We start from the raw sequence: 16,174 nt of genomic DNA, 5'->3' as shown, positions 1-16,174 counted from the left end.
AAGCGAGGATTAATATGACGTATAGTTCACAACATTCAGTGAAAGATAGTATAAAAGAGTATTTATTTGTCATTATAGGAGCGGCAGTCATTGCCTTTGGTTTTAATGTATTTTTATTTCCAAACCAAGTTGCTTCTGGCGGGGTTAGTGGGATAAGTACTATTTTGCATGGTATGTTCGGCTGGAATGCCGGAATAGTACAATATGCATTTAATATCCCTTTATTTATCGCAGGAGTACTTGTACTTGGGAAGAAATTCGGCATTAAATCATTTATCGGTACGATTGCGTTACCTTTTTTCGTTATTTTAACGGCAGACTGGGATGCATGGACGTTAAATCCGTTATTAGGGTCGATTTTTGGTGGGATTGTTGTCGGCTTAGGTATTGGACTTGTATTTAAAGGAAATGCTTCAACAGGTGGAACAGATTTACTTGCACAAATTATAACAAAATTTACAGGCCTGACTTTAGGGACGAGCGTATTGTTTATTGATGGCGTCATCGCTGTTAGTGCGGCGATTGTTTTTGATTTGGAAAAAGGCCTTTATGCTTTAATCGGTCTTTATGTCACAACAAAAACGATTGATATTGTTCAGCTAGGTTTTAGTCAATCTAAAATGGTTTATATCATTACGCGAAAAGAAATAGAAGTACGCGATGCGATTTATAAAGAAGTTAATCGTGGGATTACGAGACTTCCAGCATATGGTGGCTATACGGGTGAGGAGCGGCCGGTATTGATGGTTGTCGTCTATCAAACAGAGTTCACAAAGCTGAAACAAGTATTGAAAGCCGTTGATCCGGAAGCGTTTGTTATCGTTTCAGATGCTTATGAAGTGTTAGGAGAAGGTTTCAAAAAAGTATAAGTTTGTTATAATTAGCAGTGGATTAGTAAAACGTTTTTGGAGGGGTTTAGAGTGAAAAAAGGTTTACTTACATTAGTATTTGGCTCAGCGCTATTTTTAGCGGCATGCGGTGGCGATGATTCGGCAACAAACGGCGAAACAGCAGAAGTTGATGGTGAAAAAGTAGTTAAACAATCCTGTGCATCATGTCATGGTGGTCAATTACAGGGTGGAAATGCTCCAGCATTGGATAAATTAGGAGCAAAATATTCTGAAGAAGAAATTTTAGATATTATTTTAAACGGTAAAGACCGTATGCCTCCTGGGATTGTAAAAGGCGAAAAGGCTGAAGCGGCTGCAGAGTATTTAGCAACTTTAAAATAACAAACGAAACGATGGGCAAATGAGCTTCATCGTTTTTTTGTTGGGCTATTTTTAGCGGTTCCGTGAAGAAAAGTAAGTTCGTTTTATATTGGAAATTTATAAGTCATGTTAAAATACTAAATAGATGTCTGGAGATAGGAGCGTACCAAATTCATGATTCAAGTAATTGCGAAAGATGTTATGGAAAAATTCAATTTAAAGCTGATTAGTGGTGAAGAAGGAATTGGACGTTATATAACGACTAGTGATATTTCAAGGCCAGGTTTGGAAATGGCGGGGTACTTTACCCATTATCCGGCTGATCGTGTCCAGCTATTAGGGAAAACAGAGCTATCATTTTTTGAAATGCTGCCTGAAGAAGATAAAATCAGCCGAATGAAGCGCCTCTGTTCCGATGAAACACCAGCTATTATTATTTCGCGTGATTTACAGGTGCCGAAAGAGCTTATCGATGCATCCAACGAAAATCATGTACCTGTATTTGTAACAAATCAAACTACAACGTGGTTTTCAAGCCGGTTAACCAACTTTTTAGAAAGTAAGCTTGCCCCGACAACGGCAGTGCATGGTGTTCTTGTCGATGTATATGGGATTGGTGTATTAATAATGGGGAAAAGCGGTGTCGGTAAAAGTGAAACAGCACTTGAGCTAGTAAAAAAAGGGCATCGTTTAGTAGCGGATGATAGCGTTGAAATCCGCCAAGAAGGGGAAAATATGCTTGTCGGGAGCCCCCCGCCATTATTGGAGCATTTGCTTGAAATACGCGGAATCGGTATCATTGATATTATGACACTATTTGGCGCAAGTGCTATTCGTCCATATAAGCGGATTACGTTAATTATCGAGCTGGAAACGTGGGATCCTGAAAAGTTTTATGATCGTCTAGGTCTTGATGAAGAGAAGATGAAAATTATTGATACAGACGTAACGAAACTTACTGTTCCTGTTCAGCCTGGTCGAAATGTATCGGTAATTATTGAAGTGGCTGCTATGAATTATCGTCTGAAAAAAATGGGTGTTAATGCAGCAGAGGAATTTTCACGTCGTTTAGATGATATGCTTGTCGTAAATGATGAAATGGATGATTATTAATGGAGTAGGTAGTTGAAGGGAGAATTTTATGGGTACAAATTTATTAGCGATTAATCCGGTCGCATTTCACCTTGGATCATTTCCGGTGAACTGGTATGGCATTATAATTGGATTAGGTATTGTTATTGCTTACTTTTTAGCACAAAAGGAGTCGGTACGCCGTGGATTCGACCAAGAATTTATAGCTGATTTACTCATTTGGGCAATACCGATTTCGATTTTATCAGCACGTGCGTACTATGTTGTGATGAAGTGGGACTATTATAGTCAAAATCCAGGACGCATTATTGAAATTTGGAATGGTGGTATTGCGATCCACGGTGCCTTAATTGGGGCATTTATTACGGCTTATATATTCACTAGAAAGCGTAAAGTGAGCTTTTTGAAATTAGCCGATATTGCTGCACCGAGTATTTTAGTCGGGCAAATTATTGGTCGCTGGGGGAATTTCGTCAACCAGGAAGCTTACGGTGGACCAGTGTCGCGTGAATTTTTGGAAGGTTTATTTATTCCGAACTGGATTATCGAACAAATGTATATTAGAGAAGAAGGTACATATGTCCACCCGACATTTTTATATGAATCATTATGGAATGTTGTCGGATTAGTAATTTTACTGTTTGCTCGTAAATTGAATTGGCGACGCGGGGAAATGTTTTTCTTCTATTTAATATGGTATTCAGTAGGCAGATTCTTTATCGAAGGATTGCGTACGGATAGTTTATATATAGGGGACGAGTTACTGCGTTCTGCACAGGTTGTATCTATTATTGGAATAGCTGTTGGTATTATCGGTATTATTTACCGCCGAGTGTATGTTAAACCAGCTGTGCATTATTTAGATGAGGAAAAAAAACCAGCAAAACCAGCAGCAAATAAAAGTAAAAAGAAAAATAACAATAAAAAGAAATAATAGTACTGAGGCTGGGACATAAATCTTTGTATAAGGGAAATACTCTTATGAAGAAATTGATATTATATGAATTGATTGGAGTGAAGGGGCGACTCCTGGGGGAAAAGCACGACGCCTGAGACTACAGGCTCAGGCCGTGCCCCCGGAAAGCGTCCCCGGAACGGAAATCAATTCTGGCAGAAGTAGAAAAATATCTATTTTTTCTTTGGGAAAATAGATATTTTTCGTTTTGTCCCAGGCTCTTTTTAAAAGAAAGAGGCCGTGGTTATGAAAACAAAAGCGTTGTTATTTGATTTTGATGGTACGTTACTGAATACAAATGAATTGATTATCCAAACGTTTATGTATATTTTTGACGAAAGATTTCCCGGGCAATATTCGACAGTAGATTGCCTGAAATTCATCGGTCCGTCATTAAAACAGACTTTTGACGAATTAACACCTGGTGAAACAGAAATAATGATTGCAAAATATAGAGAGTGGAGTGCGGCAAACCATGATTCGTTAGTGACTGGCTATGAAGCGGTAGTTGAAACTTTGGAAGAGCTGCATGCATTAGGAATTAAAATGGCCATTGTTTCTACAAAAAGCAGAGAAGGGTTAGCTCGCGGAATGAAAATTTTACAAGCAGAGCACTTATTTGATGCTGTAGTTGGTTTAGATGATGTCGAACATGTAAAACCACATCCTGAGCCGGTTCTTTTAGCATTACAAAAGCTTGGCGTTGATCGAAGTGAAGCAATTATGATTGGGGATAACTCACATGATATTGAAGGCGGGAAGAATGCCGGTGTTCGAACAGCTGGTGTTGCCTGGTCTGCAAAGGGTGTCGACTACTTAATGTCTTATGAACCGACATATATGCTGCACCATATGCGTGATTTACTTGAAATTGTGAAAGGGGAGTCTTCATGAGGAGAACCGAACGCTATCGTGTACAAAATGCTAATTCATTGTGGAATGTATATGAAACGGTTTCGTTTTGGAAAGTAATGAAGTGCTTTATCGTAATCCAAATTGGACGTATTACACCTGTTATGGCTTGGAAAAATTGGCTGTACCGGACGTTTTTGAAAATGAAAATCGGCAAACAAGCCTCACTGGCGCTAATGGTTATGCCGGATTCGATGTTTCCGGAGCGTATTTCGGTAGGAGATAATTCCATCATCGGCTTTAATACGACAATTTTAGCTCACGAATACTTAATCGAGGAATATCGATTAGGTGATGTAGAAATCGGCAGAAATGTTATGGTTGGTGCAAACTCAACGATATTACCGGGAGTAAAAATTGGAGACGGGGCTATTGTTTCTGCTGCAACACTCGTTCATAAAGATGTCCCAGCTGGCGCAATGGCAGGAGGCAATCCGATGCGTATTATCTTCACTGCTGAGCAGATGGCAGAACGAAAAAAGAACGATCAGCCTGTATGGCAAAATTAAATTTGGAGACACTTTGCTACGGCGGGGTGTCTTTTTTAGTCTCGTCACATTTGCGGCAAATGAAAACTACTTGCAAACCCTTTGCCTAAGATATTTCACCATATATGATATATAATGAATTGATATATCAGAAAATTAAATTATTGAATATTCAACAATTCCATTGACTATGGAAACTAGTAGCAGTAAAATACTTTCATACACTAGTGATTCATTACTCTAGCGAAGTGAAGTGAAATTACGAAACAGGAAATAATATTTTATTTAAAAAAGTTTAGGATGTGTCAAAATGTCATCGATAAAAATGTTTGAAAAACCTCTTGGGATGCGCGATACATTTCCCGATATATATGAAAAACTTGAATTAATTCGATCGACTGGTCGAGAACTACTGCATACTCGTGGTTATGAGTTTATTAAAACGCCCTCTGTAGAATATTACGACACGGTGGGGAAAGCATCGGCAATTTCTGATGCCCGTCTATTTAAACTTGTTGATAGTCAGGGGAATACACTTGTATTACGCCCGGATATGACAACACCCATTGCACGTGTCGCGACTTCAAAATTACTAAAGGAAAAAATACCACAGCGCTTAGCCTATTTTGCAAATGTATTCAGAGCACAGCAACGTGAAGGTGGGCGCCCAGCGGAATTTGATCAAATGGGTATTGAATTAATCGGCGACAATTCAGTGTTTGCTGATGCGGAAGTCATTATGACTGCCATTGATTTAGTAAAGAGCTTTAATATTACCGATTTCAAAGTCACGATCGGACATGCCGGCGTATTAAGTCGCATATTAAAGGATTATACAGAGAGTGACGAACAGGCTCTTCATTTAAATGATTTACTCGTACAACGGAATTTTGTAGGCTTTGAAGAAGCTGTTTTGGCATTTGATTTACCGAAAACAAAATCTGATGCATTGTTGGCCTATATTGAAGAAGCGATTAGAGTCCCTTCTATAGAAGCTATTGAAAAATATGTCCGAAAAAATGATGCGCTTGAATATATGCGCAGCTTAGCAAAAATTTTGGATGCTGCTGGGTATGATGAATATATAGCATTCGATTTTACATTGTCGAGCCATATGAGCTATTACACAGGGATGTTATTTGAAGTATTTGCTTCAGGCAGTGGTTTCCCGTTAGGAAATGGTGGTCGTTATGATGGATTACTTCAGCAATTCGGTTCGCAAGTTGGCGCGACTGGTTTTGGATTACGTGTAGATCGCGTTTTTGAAGCGATGCCAAAAATTGATATTGTAACAGACAATGTACTTGTATTATTTGAATCAGAGCGTTTTTCTGAAGCTTTACAGACGGTGAAGCTTTTACGTGAACAAGGTAAGCAAGTGACGTTCCAATCATATGAGGGAATCGAAAATATAGAAGCATTGAAGGCACATTATAAAATAGTTAATGAATTTAAAAGCAGGGAGGCATAAGCAATGACAGAGCTAACAATCGCGATGCCAAAAGGCAGAATTTTTGAAGAGGCATATGAAATGCTGCTCGAGGCTGGTTTCAACCTTCCTGAAGAAGTAGAAATGTCCCGTAAGCTAATGATTGAAATTCCAGAGGAAAAGATCAGCTTTATTTTAGCGAAGCCTATGGATGTGCCGGTCTATGTAGAGCATGGTGTAGCCGATATTGGAATTGCGGGGAAAGATGTACTGCTTGAGCAACGCCGGACAGTTCATGAGCTGCTCGATTTAAAGATTAGTGAATGCTATATTGCTTCAGCAGGTTTACCGAATACAACGATGAGTGAAATCGCACCACGTATTGCGACGAAATATCCGAATATTGCGTTGAAATATTATAAAGGTATCGGTGAGCAAGTTGAAATTATTGAGCTGAATGGTTCGATTGAGCTTGCACCGATGATTGGCTTAGCGGATCGTATTGTCGATATCGTATCAACAGGACGTACATTAAAGGAAAATGGCCTCGTGGAATATGAACATATTGCCGAAGTCTCATCACGTTTGATTGCAAACCCTGTAAGCTATCGTATGAAAAGCGACCGTATTCAGGATTTAGTTACGCGCTTAAAAAAATGTGTGAAATAAGAGAGGCTAAATAGATGAAAATAACAATTTTAAACGATGGTATTTCTTTAAAACGCCAACTCGAGCAAGGTAACGAGCAGCAGCTGCAAACCGTTCGTGAAGTAATTCAGCAAGTACGAACAGAAGGGGATGCGGCAATTAAATATTATAGTGAAAAATGGGACGGCTTTGCACCTGAAAATTTACGTGTCTCGGAGCAGGAAATTGTTGAGGCTGTAAAAAATTTCGATCAGCAATTATATATCGATTTACAGGAGGCAGCTGATAATATTCGCCTTTACCATAATGAACAAAAGCGCAGTGGCTTTCACTTGCCGTTAGCAGACGGTTCGTATTTAGGGCAGCGAATAACACCCCTTGATGCAGTAGGGCTTTATGTGCCAGGTGGTTCTGCGGCTTATCCTTCTTCTGTGTTAATGAATGTCATTCCGGCGCAAGTTGCAGGGGTGAAGCGTATTGTCATTACATCACCAGCAGGAAATGATGGGAAGCTGCCGGATGCGGTATTAGTGGCAGCCCATATTCTAGGTGTGACTGAAATTTACAAAGTAGGCGGTGCACAAGCGATCGCGGCACTGGCTTACGGGACAGAAACAATTGCCCCGGTAGATAAAATTACGGGTCCGGGAAATATATTTGTGGCACTGGCAAAGCGTGAAGTATTTGGTGAAGTGGCGATTGATATGATTGCAGGACCATCTGAAATTTGCGTTTTGGCGGATGAAACTGCCTATGCCGATGAAATTGCAGCAGATCTTTTATCACAGGCTGAGCATGATGCACTGGCTTGCGCGGTACTCATTACGACAAGCGATGATTTGGCAGATGCGGTATCAGACCAGGTAGAAATTCAATTATCCAAATTACCGCGAGAAGCAATTGCTAGAAAATCAATCGAAAACTTTGGTCATATTTATGTGGCTGAATCGATGAAAGAAGCGGTGCGAGCGGTGAATTCATTAGCACCGGAGCATTTAGAAGTTGTAACGGAAAATGCCGAAAAGGTTTCGGAAATGATTACACATGCGGGTGCTATTTTCATCGGGCGCTATAGCTCTGAGCCAGTAGGTGATTATTTTGCTGGTACGAATCACGTATTACCTACAAATTCAACAGCACGTTTTGCAAGTGGGTTGAATGTGGATGATTTTATAAAACGAACGAGCGTTGTCTATTACAGCGAAAAAACTTGGAAGCAAAATTCGCCGAAAATTGCACGTCTTGCACGACTTGAAGGGTTGGAAGGACATGCAAGAGCAGTAGAATCACGGGGCTGGGATAAAGGAGAAGAAGAATGACACGTTTTGCGAAAATCGAACGAGATACAAATGAAACAAAAATTGCAGTAGAGCTTAATATAGATGGTTCTGGGCAAGCTGAAATAAAAACAGGTGTCGGTTTTATGGACCATATGTTGGATTTATTTATAAAGCACGGGTTATTTGACGGAAAAATTATTGCAAATGGCGACACTTGGATCGATGACCACCATACGACAGAGGATATAGGTATCGTATTAGGTCAAGTATTCCGTGAAGCATTGGGCGATAAAAAGGGGATCAAACGCTACGGTACAGCATTTGTCCCGATGGATGATGCATTGGCACAGGTTGTGGTGGATTGTTCGAACCGTCCGCACTTGGAATACCGTATTACACCTGAACTTAATGCCAAGGTAGGGTCATTTGATACAGAACTTGTGCATGAGTTTTTATGGAAGTTTGCGTTAGAGGCGCGCATTAATTTACATGTCATCGTTCCTTATGGACATAATACACACCATATTATTGAAGCAGTTTTTAAAGCATTAGCACGTGCCTTAGATCAAGCGGTTCAAATTGACCCGCGTGTGAAAGGCGTGCCATCAACGAAGGGGCTGTTAACGTGAAAATTGGTGTAATTGATTATGGAATGGGTAATTTATTCAGCGTTGAGCAGGCATTGAAGCGCCTTAATGTTGAAGTCATTGTGTCAAATGACAAAGCGGAACTGGAAACAGCAGATGCTTATGTTTTGCCAGGTGTTGGTGCCTTTCCAGATGCAATGAAGCGTTTAAAGGAAACAGGTTTAATTGATTTCATTCGCAATACGAAAAAGCCGTTACTCGGAATTTGCTTAGGAATGCAGTTATTGTTCGAAGAAAGTGATGAAGTGGCTGTAACGGAAGGGCTGGGCATTTTTAAAGGGCGTATTCAACGCTTTGAAGGGGTGTCCCGCATTCCGCATATGGGATGGAATGACTTAACATTGCAGCATACGCCAAGCTGGCTGGATAGAGATAACCTGCCTGCAGCACGCCATGTATATTTTGTCCATTCATTTTATGCGAACGGATTGGATGAGAAGGAACGGGTTGCTTCGGCAGACTATGAACATATACAAGTGCCTGGGATTGTGGCGAAGAACAATTTTACAGGTATGCAGTTCCATCCGGAGAAGTCAGGTCCGTTTGGTATGCACTTGTTGACGGCTTGGGCAGAAGGAGTGAAAGAAGGCGTATGTTAACAAAGCGCATTATTCCATGTTTAGATGTAAAAGAAGGACGCGTAGTAAAAGGTATACAATTTGTTGAACTGAAAGATGCAGGCGATCCGGTCGAATTAGCAAAATTTTATGATGAGCAAGGTGCGGATGAGCTCGTATTTTTAGATATTTCGGCTTCACATGAAGGACGTGAAACGATGGTCGATGTTGTCCGTCAAACAGCATCTGCGTTAGCCATTCCATTTACTGTAGGTGGTGGCATTCGTACTATTGAGGATATGAAACGCATTTTACGTGCCGGTGCAGATAAAGTGTCGGTTAATACATCTGCTTTAGAGCGTCCGGAGATTATTAAAGAAGGCGCGGATTACTTCGGTGCACAATGTATCGTTTGTGCGATTGATGCGAGATATTCCGAAGAAGACGGGACATGGATGGTGTATACACACGGTGGCCGTAACAAAACTTCATGGAAAGCTATCGATTGGGCAAAAGAAGCGGTAAAACTAGGTGCTGGCGAGATTCTACTTACGTCGATGAACCAGGACGGTGAAAAGTCCGGCTTTGATTTAGCGTTAACGAAGGCAGTTCGTGATGCGGTTACAGTACCGGTTATTGCAAGTGGCGGAGCGGGTAATGCTGAACATTTCCGTGAAGTCCTGCAGGATGTTGATACAGATGCCGCACTTGCTGCGAGCATTTTCCACTATAAAGAAACGAGCGTAGCAGAAGTGAAAAGCTACTTAAAAGAAAAAGGGGTACGTGTACGATGAATGTTAAATTTAATGAACAAGGGCTAATTACAGCAGTAGTACAGGATGCTCGATCAAAAGAAGTATTAACGGTTGCTTATATGAATGAGGAATCTTTACAAAAAACAATTGAAACGAATGAAACTTGGTTTTACTCTCGTTCTCGCCAAGAGCTATGGCATAAAGGGGCAACAAGTGGTAATACACAAAAGGTTGTTTCAATTAAAACAGATTGTGATCAAGATGCATTAGTAGTTGAAGTTGTTCCTGCGGGTCCAGCTTGCCATAACGGTACAACATCTTGCTTTACAGAAAGCTTGGTAGAAAACGAACGACCTGGTACTGTAGCAATTTTACCGCAGCTTGTGGAAGTAATTAAACAGCGTGAAATTGATATGCCTGAAGGGGCGTATACGACGTATTTATTCGATAAAGGTATCGATAAAATTTGTAAAAAAGTTGGCGAAGAGGCAACAGAGGTAGTAATCGGGGCGAAAAACCGTGACAAAGAAGAAGTGAAATGGGAATCTGCCGACCTTCTTTATCACTTACTTGTGTTACTTCAAGAACAAAAAGTGGATGTATATGAAGTGCTTGATGTGCTACAAAAAAGACATGAAGGTAAGAAGCAATAATCAGAAGAGAAATTCCGTTGTTTGCAAACATGATTTAAGTACATATTTGCTACATATGCTATAATGGAAAGAATTGATTAAGGGACGACACTTGTGCGTTCCTTATTTCTTTGTTTATTTCTCAGTGGTTGTCAAAAGGCTACTGAACGAAATAAAAGCTTCGGAAAGATGTCAACTTCCTGTTAGAGGATGATAATGATGCCGAGGCGTATTTTACTACAATTGAGCATACGATACACTTCGTATTGAATTATATAAAGGTATTGAACGGAAATGACTCGGAGGAATTTTATTGGAAAATAAACGTTTAAAAGCAAATGCATCAAATGTCGTGTCGTTTGTTCCGAATGGGGATTATTATTATAGCGTAGCATTAAAAGCAATTGAGCGGGATGAAATGGATAAAGCCTATAAGTTTATTAAGCGCGCAGCAGATTTAAGTCCGGATGACGCGCACGTGTTATTGCAATATGGCATTTTAGAAATGGAATTGCAAAACTTTGAACACGCCTATGAATTGATCCATACCGCTTATAGTTTAGAGCCGGATGAATCTGAGATTATATTTATGATGGCAGAAGTTTCAGGCTGTATCGGACATATTGCTGATGCACAAAAGTACGCAGCCCGCTATTTGGAAATGGAACCTAATGGTGCTTACATAGAGGATGCTTCTGAAATATTGGAATTTGTCGACTATGTAGGTGAAGAGATAGATGATATGGACGAATTTGAAGGGGCAAAGCATGTAGCGCAGGAAAAAGCTCGTCGTCACATGGAACAAGGGGATTTCCAAGCTGCAATTGAAATGTTGGAGCAAATTATTGAGGAATACCCGGATTTGTGGAATGCGTACAATAACTTGGCGTTAGCCTATTTTTATGTTGGCGATGCTGAACAGGCGCGCGCACTTTTATATAAAGTGTTGCGTGAAAACACGGGGAATCTCCATGCAATGTGTAACTTAGCGGTGTTTGCCTATTATGAGAGAAACACAGAAGAGCTTGAGAATCTCCTTTCAATATTAAAGAAAATCCAACCTTTTGAATGGGATAATCGCTATAAGCTAGGTGCAACATTGGCATTGATCGGTCAATATGATGAAGCGTATAAATGGCTGCGTTCAATGAGTAAAAAGGGATATGAAGGGGATCCAGGCTTTTATTTTTGGCTTGCCCAATCAGCCTACTTTACAGGACATGAAGCAGTAGCCAATGAATCATGGAAATTGCTGATTCAGTTGGACCCTTCAAAAGAAGGTATGGAGCCATGGAAAAGTAATGAAGGAACGATTTTCGGTAACTCGGCTGAAAATCATCGGGAATTCATTATTCGCCAATTATCGGATGAGCATGAATCAAGCCGGTTATTCGGACTTTTTCTATTAAAGCGTTCTGCGTATAAGCAGGAGATTGTAGCACATCCTACTATTTTAAATGTTGCTAGTTTTTCGGACTTGGAAAAACTATGTCTGGCCTATGCCCTTGAATATGATTTCGATAAAAAAAGTAATGAGGAAAAGCACTTTTTACGTTTTATGGAAGTGGCGGAACTTATAACAGAAAAAAATGAATCGATTTCACTTGAAGTAGCACAAATATTAAGCACGTGGTTTGCACTAGGCGAAATCGCTTTCCAGCAAGGGTATGCGTTTAAAAATAGTGCTGCATTGGCTGCTGCGGTTGAATATTCATATAACATCGCACTTGAAAAAAAGATAACGAAAAAGGCGATTGCAGGCAAATACGGTATTACAACTGCGACATTAACGAAGTATAGTGATGAATTGTACGAATTCATACCGGCTGACTTTGAATAGGGCAGTATATTTGTATTTATCCAAGCAATCTTATACGATAAAAATATCGTAATGGTATACGCAAGAGGAGGATCAACATGTCTGAAGAAAAAATTTATGATGTAGTAATTATCGGAGCAGGTCCGGCAGGTATGACGGCTGCGGTTTATGCATCACGCGCAAACTTAGCAACATTAATGATTGAACGTGGTATTCCTGGTGGTCAAATGGCTAGTACTGAAGAAGTGGAAAACTACCCAGGTTTCGATACAATTTTAGGACCAGAGCTATCTACAAAAATGTTCGAGCACGCGAAAAAGTTCGGTGCAGAATATGCTTACGGTGATGTTTCCGAAGTAATCGATGGTGAAGAATATAAAATTATCGTTTCAGGTAAAAAACAATACAAAACACGTACAATAATTATTACAACAGGTGCAGAATATAAAAAATTAGGCATTCCAGGTGAAACAGAGCTTGGAGGTCGTGGTGTAAGTTATTGTGCTGTATGTGATGGTGCATTCTTTAAACAAAAGAACCTAATTGTAATCGGTGGGGGCGACTCAGCTGTTGAAGAAGGTATTTATTTAACACGCTTCGCAGACAAAGTAACAATTGTTCACCGCCGTGATAAATTACGTGCTCAAAAGATTATACAAGATCGTGCATTTGCCAATGAAAAAATTGATTTCATCTGGAATACACAAGTGAAGGAAATTCATGAAGTGGACGGCAAAGTAGGGAAAGTAACATTAGTTTCAACGGTTGATGGCACTGAAAAGGAAATGCAGGCAGATGGTGTATTCGTATATGTGGGCACGCTTCCATTGACAGCTCCTTTTGCTTCACTGAATATTTTAAATGAAGCAGGCTACATTTTAACAAATGAAAAAATGGAAACAGCTATTCCGGGTATTTATGCAGCGGGTGATGTCCGTGAGAAAATGCTGCGCCAAATTGTAACAGCTACTGGCGATGGCAGTATTGCTGCACAATCAGCCCAACATTACATCGAAGAAATAAAAGAAAAAATAAATCAATAAATCCTTAACATAAATGTAATCATATCGTTACAAAATAAGGGTATACTAAAAGTAGAATTTGTTTTAACCCCCTTATATTTTTATCCTTAGGTTGTTTCAAGCGCGATCTGCGCTGAAACAACCTCTTTTTGTGCGGAATTATAGATACTCAGCCCTCAATCCTTTATTTACTAATGGGACAAATGGTACGAGTACTTTTACGTAATGCCTGGGACAAGGTATAATAGAAATATAAGCATTAGGAAAAGAAATTTAGCGTACAATAGCGTGAGAGGCTATCTGTACTTTATGTGGATTATCTTGAAAGTCATAAATTGATATCCACAAATGAAAGAATTGAGGTGATTACGTATGCAGCGTATTACAAATTTACTTGCAATAAAAGATGGCAAAGTGCTGTTGCTCCAAAAACCGAGAAGAGGTTGGTTTGTTGCACCCGGCGGCAAAATGGAGCTTGGGGAATCCATCTATGAATCAGCTGTTCGTGAATTTCAGGAAGAAACGAATTTAAAACCTAAAAACGTTCATTTAAAAGGTATTTATACTATGGTTATAAAAAATGGAGATACAGTCGTAGATGAATGGATGCTCTATACATTTATTGCAACAGATGTAGAAGGAACACCGTTTGTGGAAACACGTGAAGGCATTTTGGACTGGTATCCAATAGAGCAATTAAACGACCTTCCGATGGCAGCAGGTGACCGCACAAATTTATTATTTGCAACAGCAAGCCAAGGAATGCAATATGGTACATTTGAATATACAGAGGATTTTGAGCTATTAAGTGAAACCATTCAACACTCGATAGAACAAAACTAGAGGAGATGAAACAAGTGGGTAGTTCGAGCTTTACACATGAGTTAGTTATTATTACAGGAATGTCAGGGGCGGGCAAAACGGTCGCAGTTCAAAGCTTTGAAGATTTAGGCTATTACTGTGTTGATAATTTACCACCGGAACTTTTGACTACTTTTTTAGCACTAATGAAAGATTCCGAAAAGAAAATTTCACGTATCGCGGTCGTAATGGATTTACGTGGGAGAGAATTTTTTGGGTCGTTAATTGAATCGCTCGATGCGTTAATGAATGAAGAGGACATTTTACTCCGGATTTTATTTTTAGAGTCCGACGATGCCACTTTAGTTCGACGTTATAAAGAATCTCGTCGTTCACACCCACTTGCAACACAAGGCTTACCATTGGAAGGAATTCAACAGGAACGGGAATTACTTTCTGAGGTAAAAGGCCGTGCAAAAACAATTGTAAACACATCTAAGTTGAAACCCCGGGAATTACGCGAACGCATTGCACAGGAATTTTCAAATATGAGCAGCCCGACTTTTTCACTTAATATTATGTCATTTGGCTTTAAGCATGGCTTACCGATCGATGCCGATTTAGTGTTTGATGTACGTTTCTTGAAAAATCCTTATTATGTTGAGGAATTGCGTCATAAAACCGGTCTTCAGACAGAGGTTTCTTCCTATGTGCTTGCAACAGAAGAAACACAGCAGCTCATTGCCAAGTTAACGGACTTGTTTACGTTTATGATTCCGCATTATCGCAGTGAAGGAAAGTCGCAGTTAGTAATCGCATTTGGCTGTACAGGTGGACAACATCGCTCGGTAACGCTCGCTGAATACTTTGGCAAACTGTTAGCAAAAAATGATCAAGTCATCATTTCACATAGAGATATCAATCATAGAAAGGATTGATTAAATGAAGAAAAAGAGAACACGTATCGTCGTAATCGGTGGGGGCACGGGGCTTTCTACGATATTACGAGGTTTAAAACAGCATCCTTTTGATATTACAGCCATCGTTACGGTAGCAGATGACGGTGGCTCTTCTGGGCGTTTACGAGATGACTATGATATTCCGCCTCCAGGGGATGTCCGGAATGTGATTGCAGCATTGTCGGATGTAGAGCCTTTAGTTGAGCAAATGTTTCAATACCGCTTTTCGCAATCCAATGACCTTGACGGACATTCTTTAGGCAATTTAATGCTAACAGCTTTAACGGAAATTACAGGTGATTTTAACCATGCCATTGCAGAAATGAGTAAAGTTCTGAATGTGCACGGAAAAGTCATTCCTGCTGCAAATAAAAAAGTGACATTACATGCTGAATTAATGGATGGTTCAGACGTTATCGGGGAATCGAAAATCCCGTCTGGCCATGCACCAATTAAGCGTGTGTATTTAGAGCCGAGCAATTTAAAACCGTTGCCAGCTGCTGTTCACGCAATTGAACGCGCGGATTTTATTTTGATTGGACCAGGCAGTCTTTATACGAGCATCATTCCGAACTTATTAGTTAAAGGAATTGGCCAGGCGGTAATTCGAGCAAAAGGTGAGAAAATCTATATTGCTAATTTAATGACCCAGCAAGGTGAGACAGGTCAATATACAGCCTCACAGCATATCGAGGCCATTCATGCGCATGTAGGCGAACCGTTCATTCAATCGATACTGATTAATGAAAAAGAGCTTCCGTCGTCAGTTTATGAAAACTATCGTGAAGAAAATGCCGAGCCCGTAAAATTTGATATAGATAGAATAAAAGAGATGGGCATTAATATTATTCAAAAGGAAATTGCACTTATCCAAAATGGGACAGTACGTCATGATGCGAGTAATTTAGCGGATTGGCTGTGTGAATATACAATACTAAAACAACAAACAATGAAGTAATATTACTTG

Annotated in this window: 18 protein-coding genes; all 18 read left to right on the top strand. The window is 39.9% G+C overall.

The genetic code is table 11. The annotated features are described in order from the left end of the window. The first annotated feature begins 14 nt into the window (after window positions 1-14). Window positions 15-869: a YitT family protein gene (locus tag NYE67_RS17055; protein ID WP_340730666.1), complete on the top strand. Its 855-nt coding sequence runs from the start codon at window positions 15-17 to the stop codon at window positions 867-869. A gap of 51 nt (window positions 870-920) precedes the next feature. Next, on the top strand, window positions 921-1,232 hold the full coding sequence (gene cccB, locus NYE67_RS17050) for a cytochrome c551 (RefSeq protein WP_340730665.1): 312 nt from the start codon (window positions 921-923) through the stop codon (window positions 1,230-1,232). A gap of 153 nt (window positions 1,233-1,385) precedes the next feature. Beyond that, window positions 1,386-2,324 (top strand): HPr(Ser) kinase/phosphatase, encoded by a 939-nt coding sequence (hprK, locus tag NYE67_RS17045; RefSeq protein WP_191699516.1) that lies wholly within the window; start codon window positions 1,386-1,388, stop codon window positions 2,322-2,324. A gap of 28 nt (window positions 2,325-2,352) precedes the next feature. Beyond that, a complete protein-coding gene (lgt, locus tag NYE67_RS17040; RefSeq protein ID WP_340730664.1) occupies window positions 2,353-3,237 on the top strand; it encodes a prolipoprotein diacylglyceryl transferase in 885 nt (294 codons plus the stop codon). Between the two features lie 267 nt (window positions 3,238-3,504). Next, entirely contained in the window at window positions 3,505-4,152 is a 648-nt protein-coding gene (gene ppaX, locus NYE67_RS17035; RefSeq protein ID WP_340730663.1) for a pyrophosphatase PpaX, read from the top strand. Next, window positions 4,149-4,679 carry an acyltransferase gene (locus NYE67_RS17030; RefSeq protein WP_340726113.1) on the top strand — a complete coding sequence of 177 codons (531 nt, stop codon included), beginning with the start codon at window positions 4,149-4,151 and terminating at the stop codon, window positions 4,677-4,679. The genes ppaX and NYE67_RS17030 overlap by 4 nt, the downstream gene beginning before the upstream one ends. A 289-nt stretch (window positions 4,680-4,968) precedes the next feature. Continuing rightward, window positions 4,969-6,129: an ATP phosphoribosyltransferase regulatory subunit gene (locus NYE67_RS17025; RefSeq protein WP_340726112.1), complete on the top strand. Its 1,161-nt coding sequence runs from the start codon at window positions 4,969-4,971 to the stop codon at window positions 6,127-6,129. Window positions 6,130-6,132: 3 nt separating this feature from the next. Continuing rightward, window positions 6,133-6,756, top strand: coding sequence for an ATP phosphoribosyltransferase (gene hisG, locus NYE67_RS17020; protein ID WP_191699521.1), 624 nt, complete (start codon window positions 6,133-6,135; stop codon window positions 6,754-6,756). A 14-nt stretch (window positions 6,757-6,770) separates the two neighbouring features. Then, window positions 6,771-8,054 (top strand): histidinol dehydrogenase, encoded by a 1,284-nt coding sequence (gene hisD / locus NYE67_RS17015; RefSeq protein WP_340730662.1) that lies wholly within the window; start codon window positions 6,771-6,773, stop codon window positions 8,052-8,054. Continuing rightward, the gene (gene hisB, locus NYE67_RS17010; RefSeq protein ID WP_340730661.1) at window positions 8,051-8,644 is read left to right on the top strand and encodes an imidazoleglycerol-phosphate dehydratase HisB; all 594 of its coding nucleotides are present in this window, start codon (window positions 8,051-8,053) and stop codon (window positions 8,642-8,644) included. The genes hisD and hisB overlap by 4 nt, the downstream gene beginning before the upstream one ends. Further along, window positions 8,641-9,261: an imidazole glycerol phosphate synthase subunit HisH gene (hisH, locus tag NYE67_RS17005; RefSeq protein ID WP_340730660.1), complete on the top strand. Its 621-nt coding sequence runs from the start codon at window positions 8,641-8,643 to the stop codon at window positions 9,259-9,261. Before hisB ends, hisH begins: the two co-directional genes overlap by 4 nt. Then, window positions 9,255-10,013 (top strand): imidazole glycerol phosphate synthase subunit HisF, encoded by a 759-nt coding sequence (gene hisF / locus NYE67_RS17000; RefSeq protein ID WP_340730659.1) that lies wholly within the window; start codon window positions 9,255-9,257, stop codon window positions 10,011-10,013. Before hisH ends, hisF begins: the two co-directional genes overlap by 7 nt. Next, complete coding sequence (gene hisIE / locus NYE67_RS16995; RefSeq protein WP_340726107.1) at window positions 10,010-10,627, top strand: bifunctional phosphoribosyl-AMP cyclohydrolase/phosphoribosyl-ATP diphosphatase HisIE; 618 nt, start codon at window positions 10,010-10,012, stop codon at window positions 10,625-10,627. Before hisF ends, hisIE begins: the two co-directional genes overlap by 4 nt. Before the next feature lie 292 nt (window positions 10,628-10,919). Beyond that, window positions 10,920-12,446, top strand: coding sequence for a tetratricopeptide repeat protein (locus tag NYE67_RS16990; protein WP_340730658.1), 1,527 nt, complete (start codon window positions 10,920-10,922; stop codon window positions 12,444-12,446). A gap of 77 nt (window positions 12,447-12,523) precedes the next feature. Then, on the top strand, window positions 12,524-13,468 hold the full coding sequence (trxB, locus tag NYE67_RS16985) for a thioredoxin-disulfide reductase (protein WP_340726105.1): 945 nt from the start codon (window positions 12,524-12,526) through the stop codon (window positions 13,466-13,468). Between the two features lie 351 nt (window positions 13,469-13,819). Beyond that, complete coding sequence (locus NYE67_RS16980) at window positions 13,820-14,290, top strand: NUDIX hydrolase (RefSeq protein WP_340730657.1); 471 nt, start codon at window positions 13,820-13,822, stop codon at window positions 14,288-14,290. Between the two features lie 5 nt (window positions 14,291-14,295). Next, the gene (rapZ, locus tag NYE67_RS16975) at window positions 14,296-15,186 is read left to right on the top strand and encodes an RNase adapter RapZ (protein ID WP_191699533.1); all 891 of its coding nucleotides are present in this window, start codon (window positions 14,296-14,298) and stop codon (window positions 15,184-15,186) included. A gap of 4 nt (window positions 15,187-15,190) precedes the next feature. Next, window positions 15,191-16,165 carry a gluconeogenesis factor YvcK family protein gene (locus NYE67_RS16970; protein WP_340730656.1) on the top strand — a complete coding sequence of 325 codons (975 nt, stop codon included), beginning with the start codon at window positions 15,191-15,193 and terminating at the stop codon, window positions 16,163-16,165. Window positions 16,166-16,174 lie beyond the last annotated feature (9 nt).

It is taken from the genome of Solibacillus sp. FSL W8-0474, from assembly GCF_038004065.1.
Taxonomy (GTDB): domain Bacteria; phylum Bacillota; class Bacilli; order Bacillales_A; family Planococcaceae; genus Solibacillus; species Solibacillus faecavium.
This window is presented reverse-complemented; position numbering and strand designations above follow the sequence as displayed.

What these genes read in the sequence shown, in the direction of transcription:
- NYE67_RS17025 (WP_340726112.1), top strand. Translation starts at nt 4,969, where the DNA reads ATGTCATCGATAAAAATGTTTGAAAAACCTCTTGGGATGCGCGATACA.
- NYE67_RS16980 (WP_340730657.1), top strand. Translation starts at nt 13,820, where the DNA reads ATGCAGCGTATTACAAATTTACTTGCAATAAAAGATGGCAAAGTGCTG.
- hisIE (WP_340726107.1), top strand. Translation starts at nt 10,010, where the DNA reads ATGAATGTTAAATTTAATGAACAAGGGCTAATTACAGCAGTAGTACAG.
- rapZ (WP_191699533.1), top strand. Translation starts at nt 14,296, where the DNA reads ATGAAACAAGTGGGTAGTTCGAGCTTTACACATGAGTTAGTTATTATT.
- NYE67_RS17030 (WP_340726113.1), top strand. Translation starts at nt 4,149, where the DNA reads ATGAGGAGAACCGAACGCTATCGTGTACAAAATGCTAATTCATTGTGG.
- hisB (WP_340730661.1), top strand. Translation starts at nt 8,051, where the DNA reads ATGACACGTTTTGCGAAAATCGAACGAGATACAAATGAAACAAAAATT.
- trxB (WP_340726105.1), top strand. Translation starts at nt 12,524, where the DNA reads ATGTCTGAAGAAAAAATTTATGATGTAGTAATTATCGGAGCAGGTCCG.
- lgt (WP_340730664.1), top strand. Translation starts at nt 2,353, where the DNA reads ATGGGTACAAATTTATTAGCGATTAATCCGGTCGCATTTCACCTTGGA.
- NYE67_RS17055 (WP_340730666.1), top strand. Translation starts at nt 15, where the DNA reads ATGACGTATAGTTCACAACATTCAGTGAAAGATAGTATAAAAGAGTAT.
- hprK (WP_191699516.1), top strand. Translation starts at nt 1,386, where the DNA reads ATGATTCAAGTAATTGCGAAAGATGTTATGGAAAAATTCAATTTAAAG.
- hisG (WP_191699521.1), top strand. Translation starts at nt 6,133, where the DNA reads ATGACAGAGCTAACAATCGCGATGCCAAAAGGCAGAATTTTTGAAGAG.
- ppaX (WP_340730663.1), top strand. Translation starts at nt 3,505, where the DNA reads ATGAAAACAAAAGCGTTGTTATTTGATTTTGATGGTACGTTACTGAAT.
- hisF (WP_340730659.1), top strand. Translation starts at nt 9,255, where the DNA reads ATGTTAACAAAGCGCATTATTCCATGTTTAGATGTAAAAGAAGGACGC.
- NYE67_RS16970 (WP_340730656.1), top strand. Translation starts at nt 15,191, where the DNA reads ATGAAGAAAAAGAGAACACGTATCGTCGTAATCGGTGGGGGCACGGGG.
- hisD (WP_340730662.1), top strand. Translation starts at nt 6,771, where the DNA reads ATGAAAATAACAATTTTAAACGATGGTATTTCTTTAAAACGCCAACTC.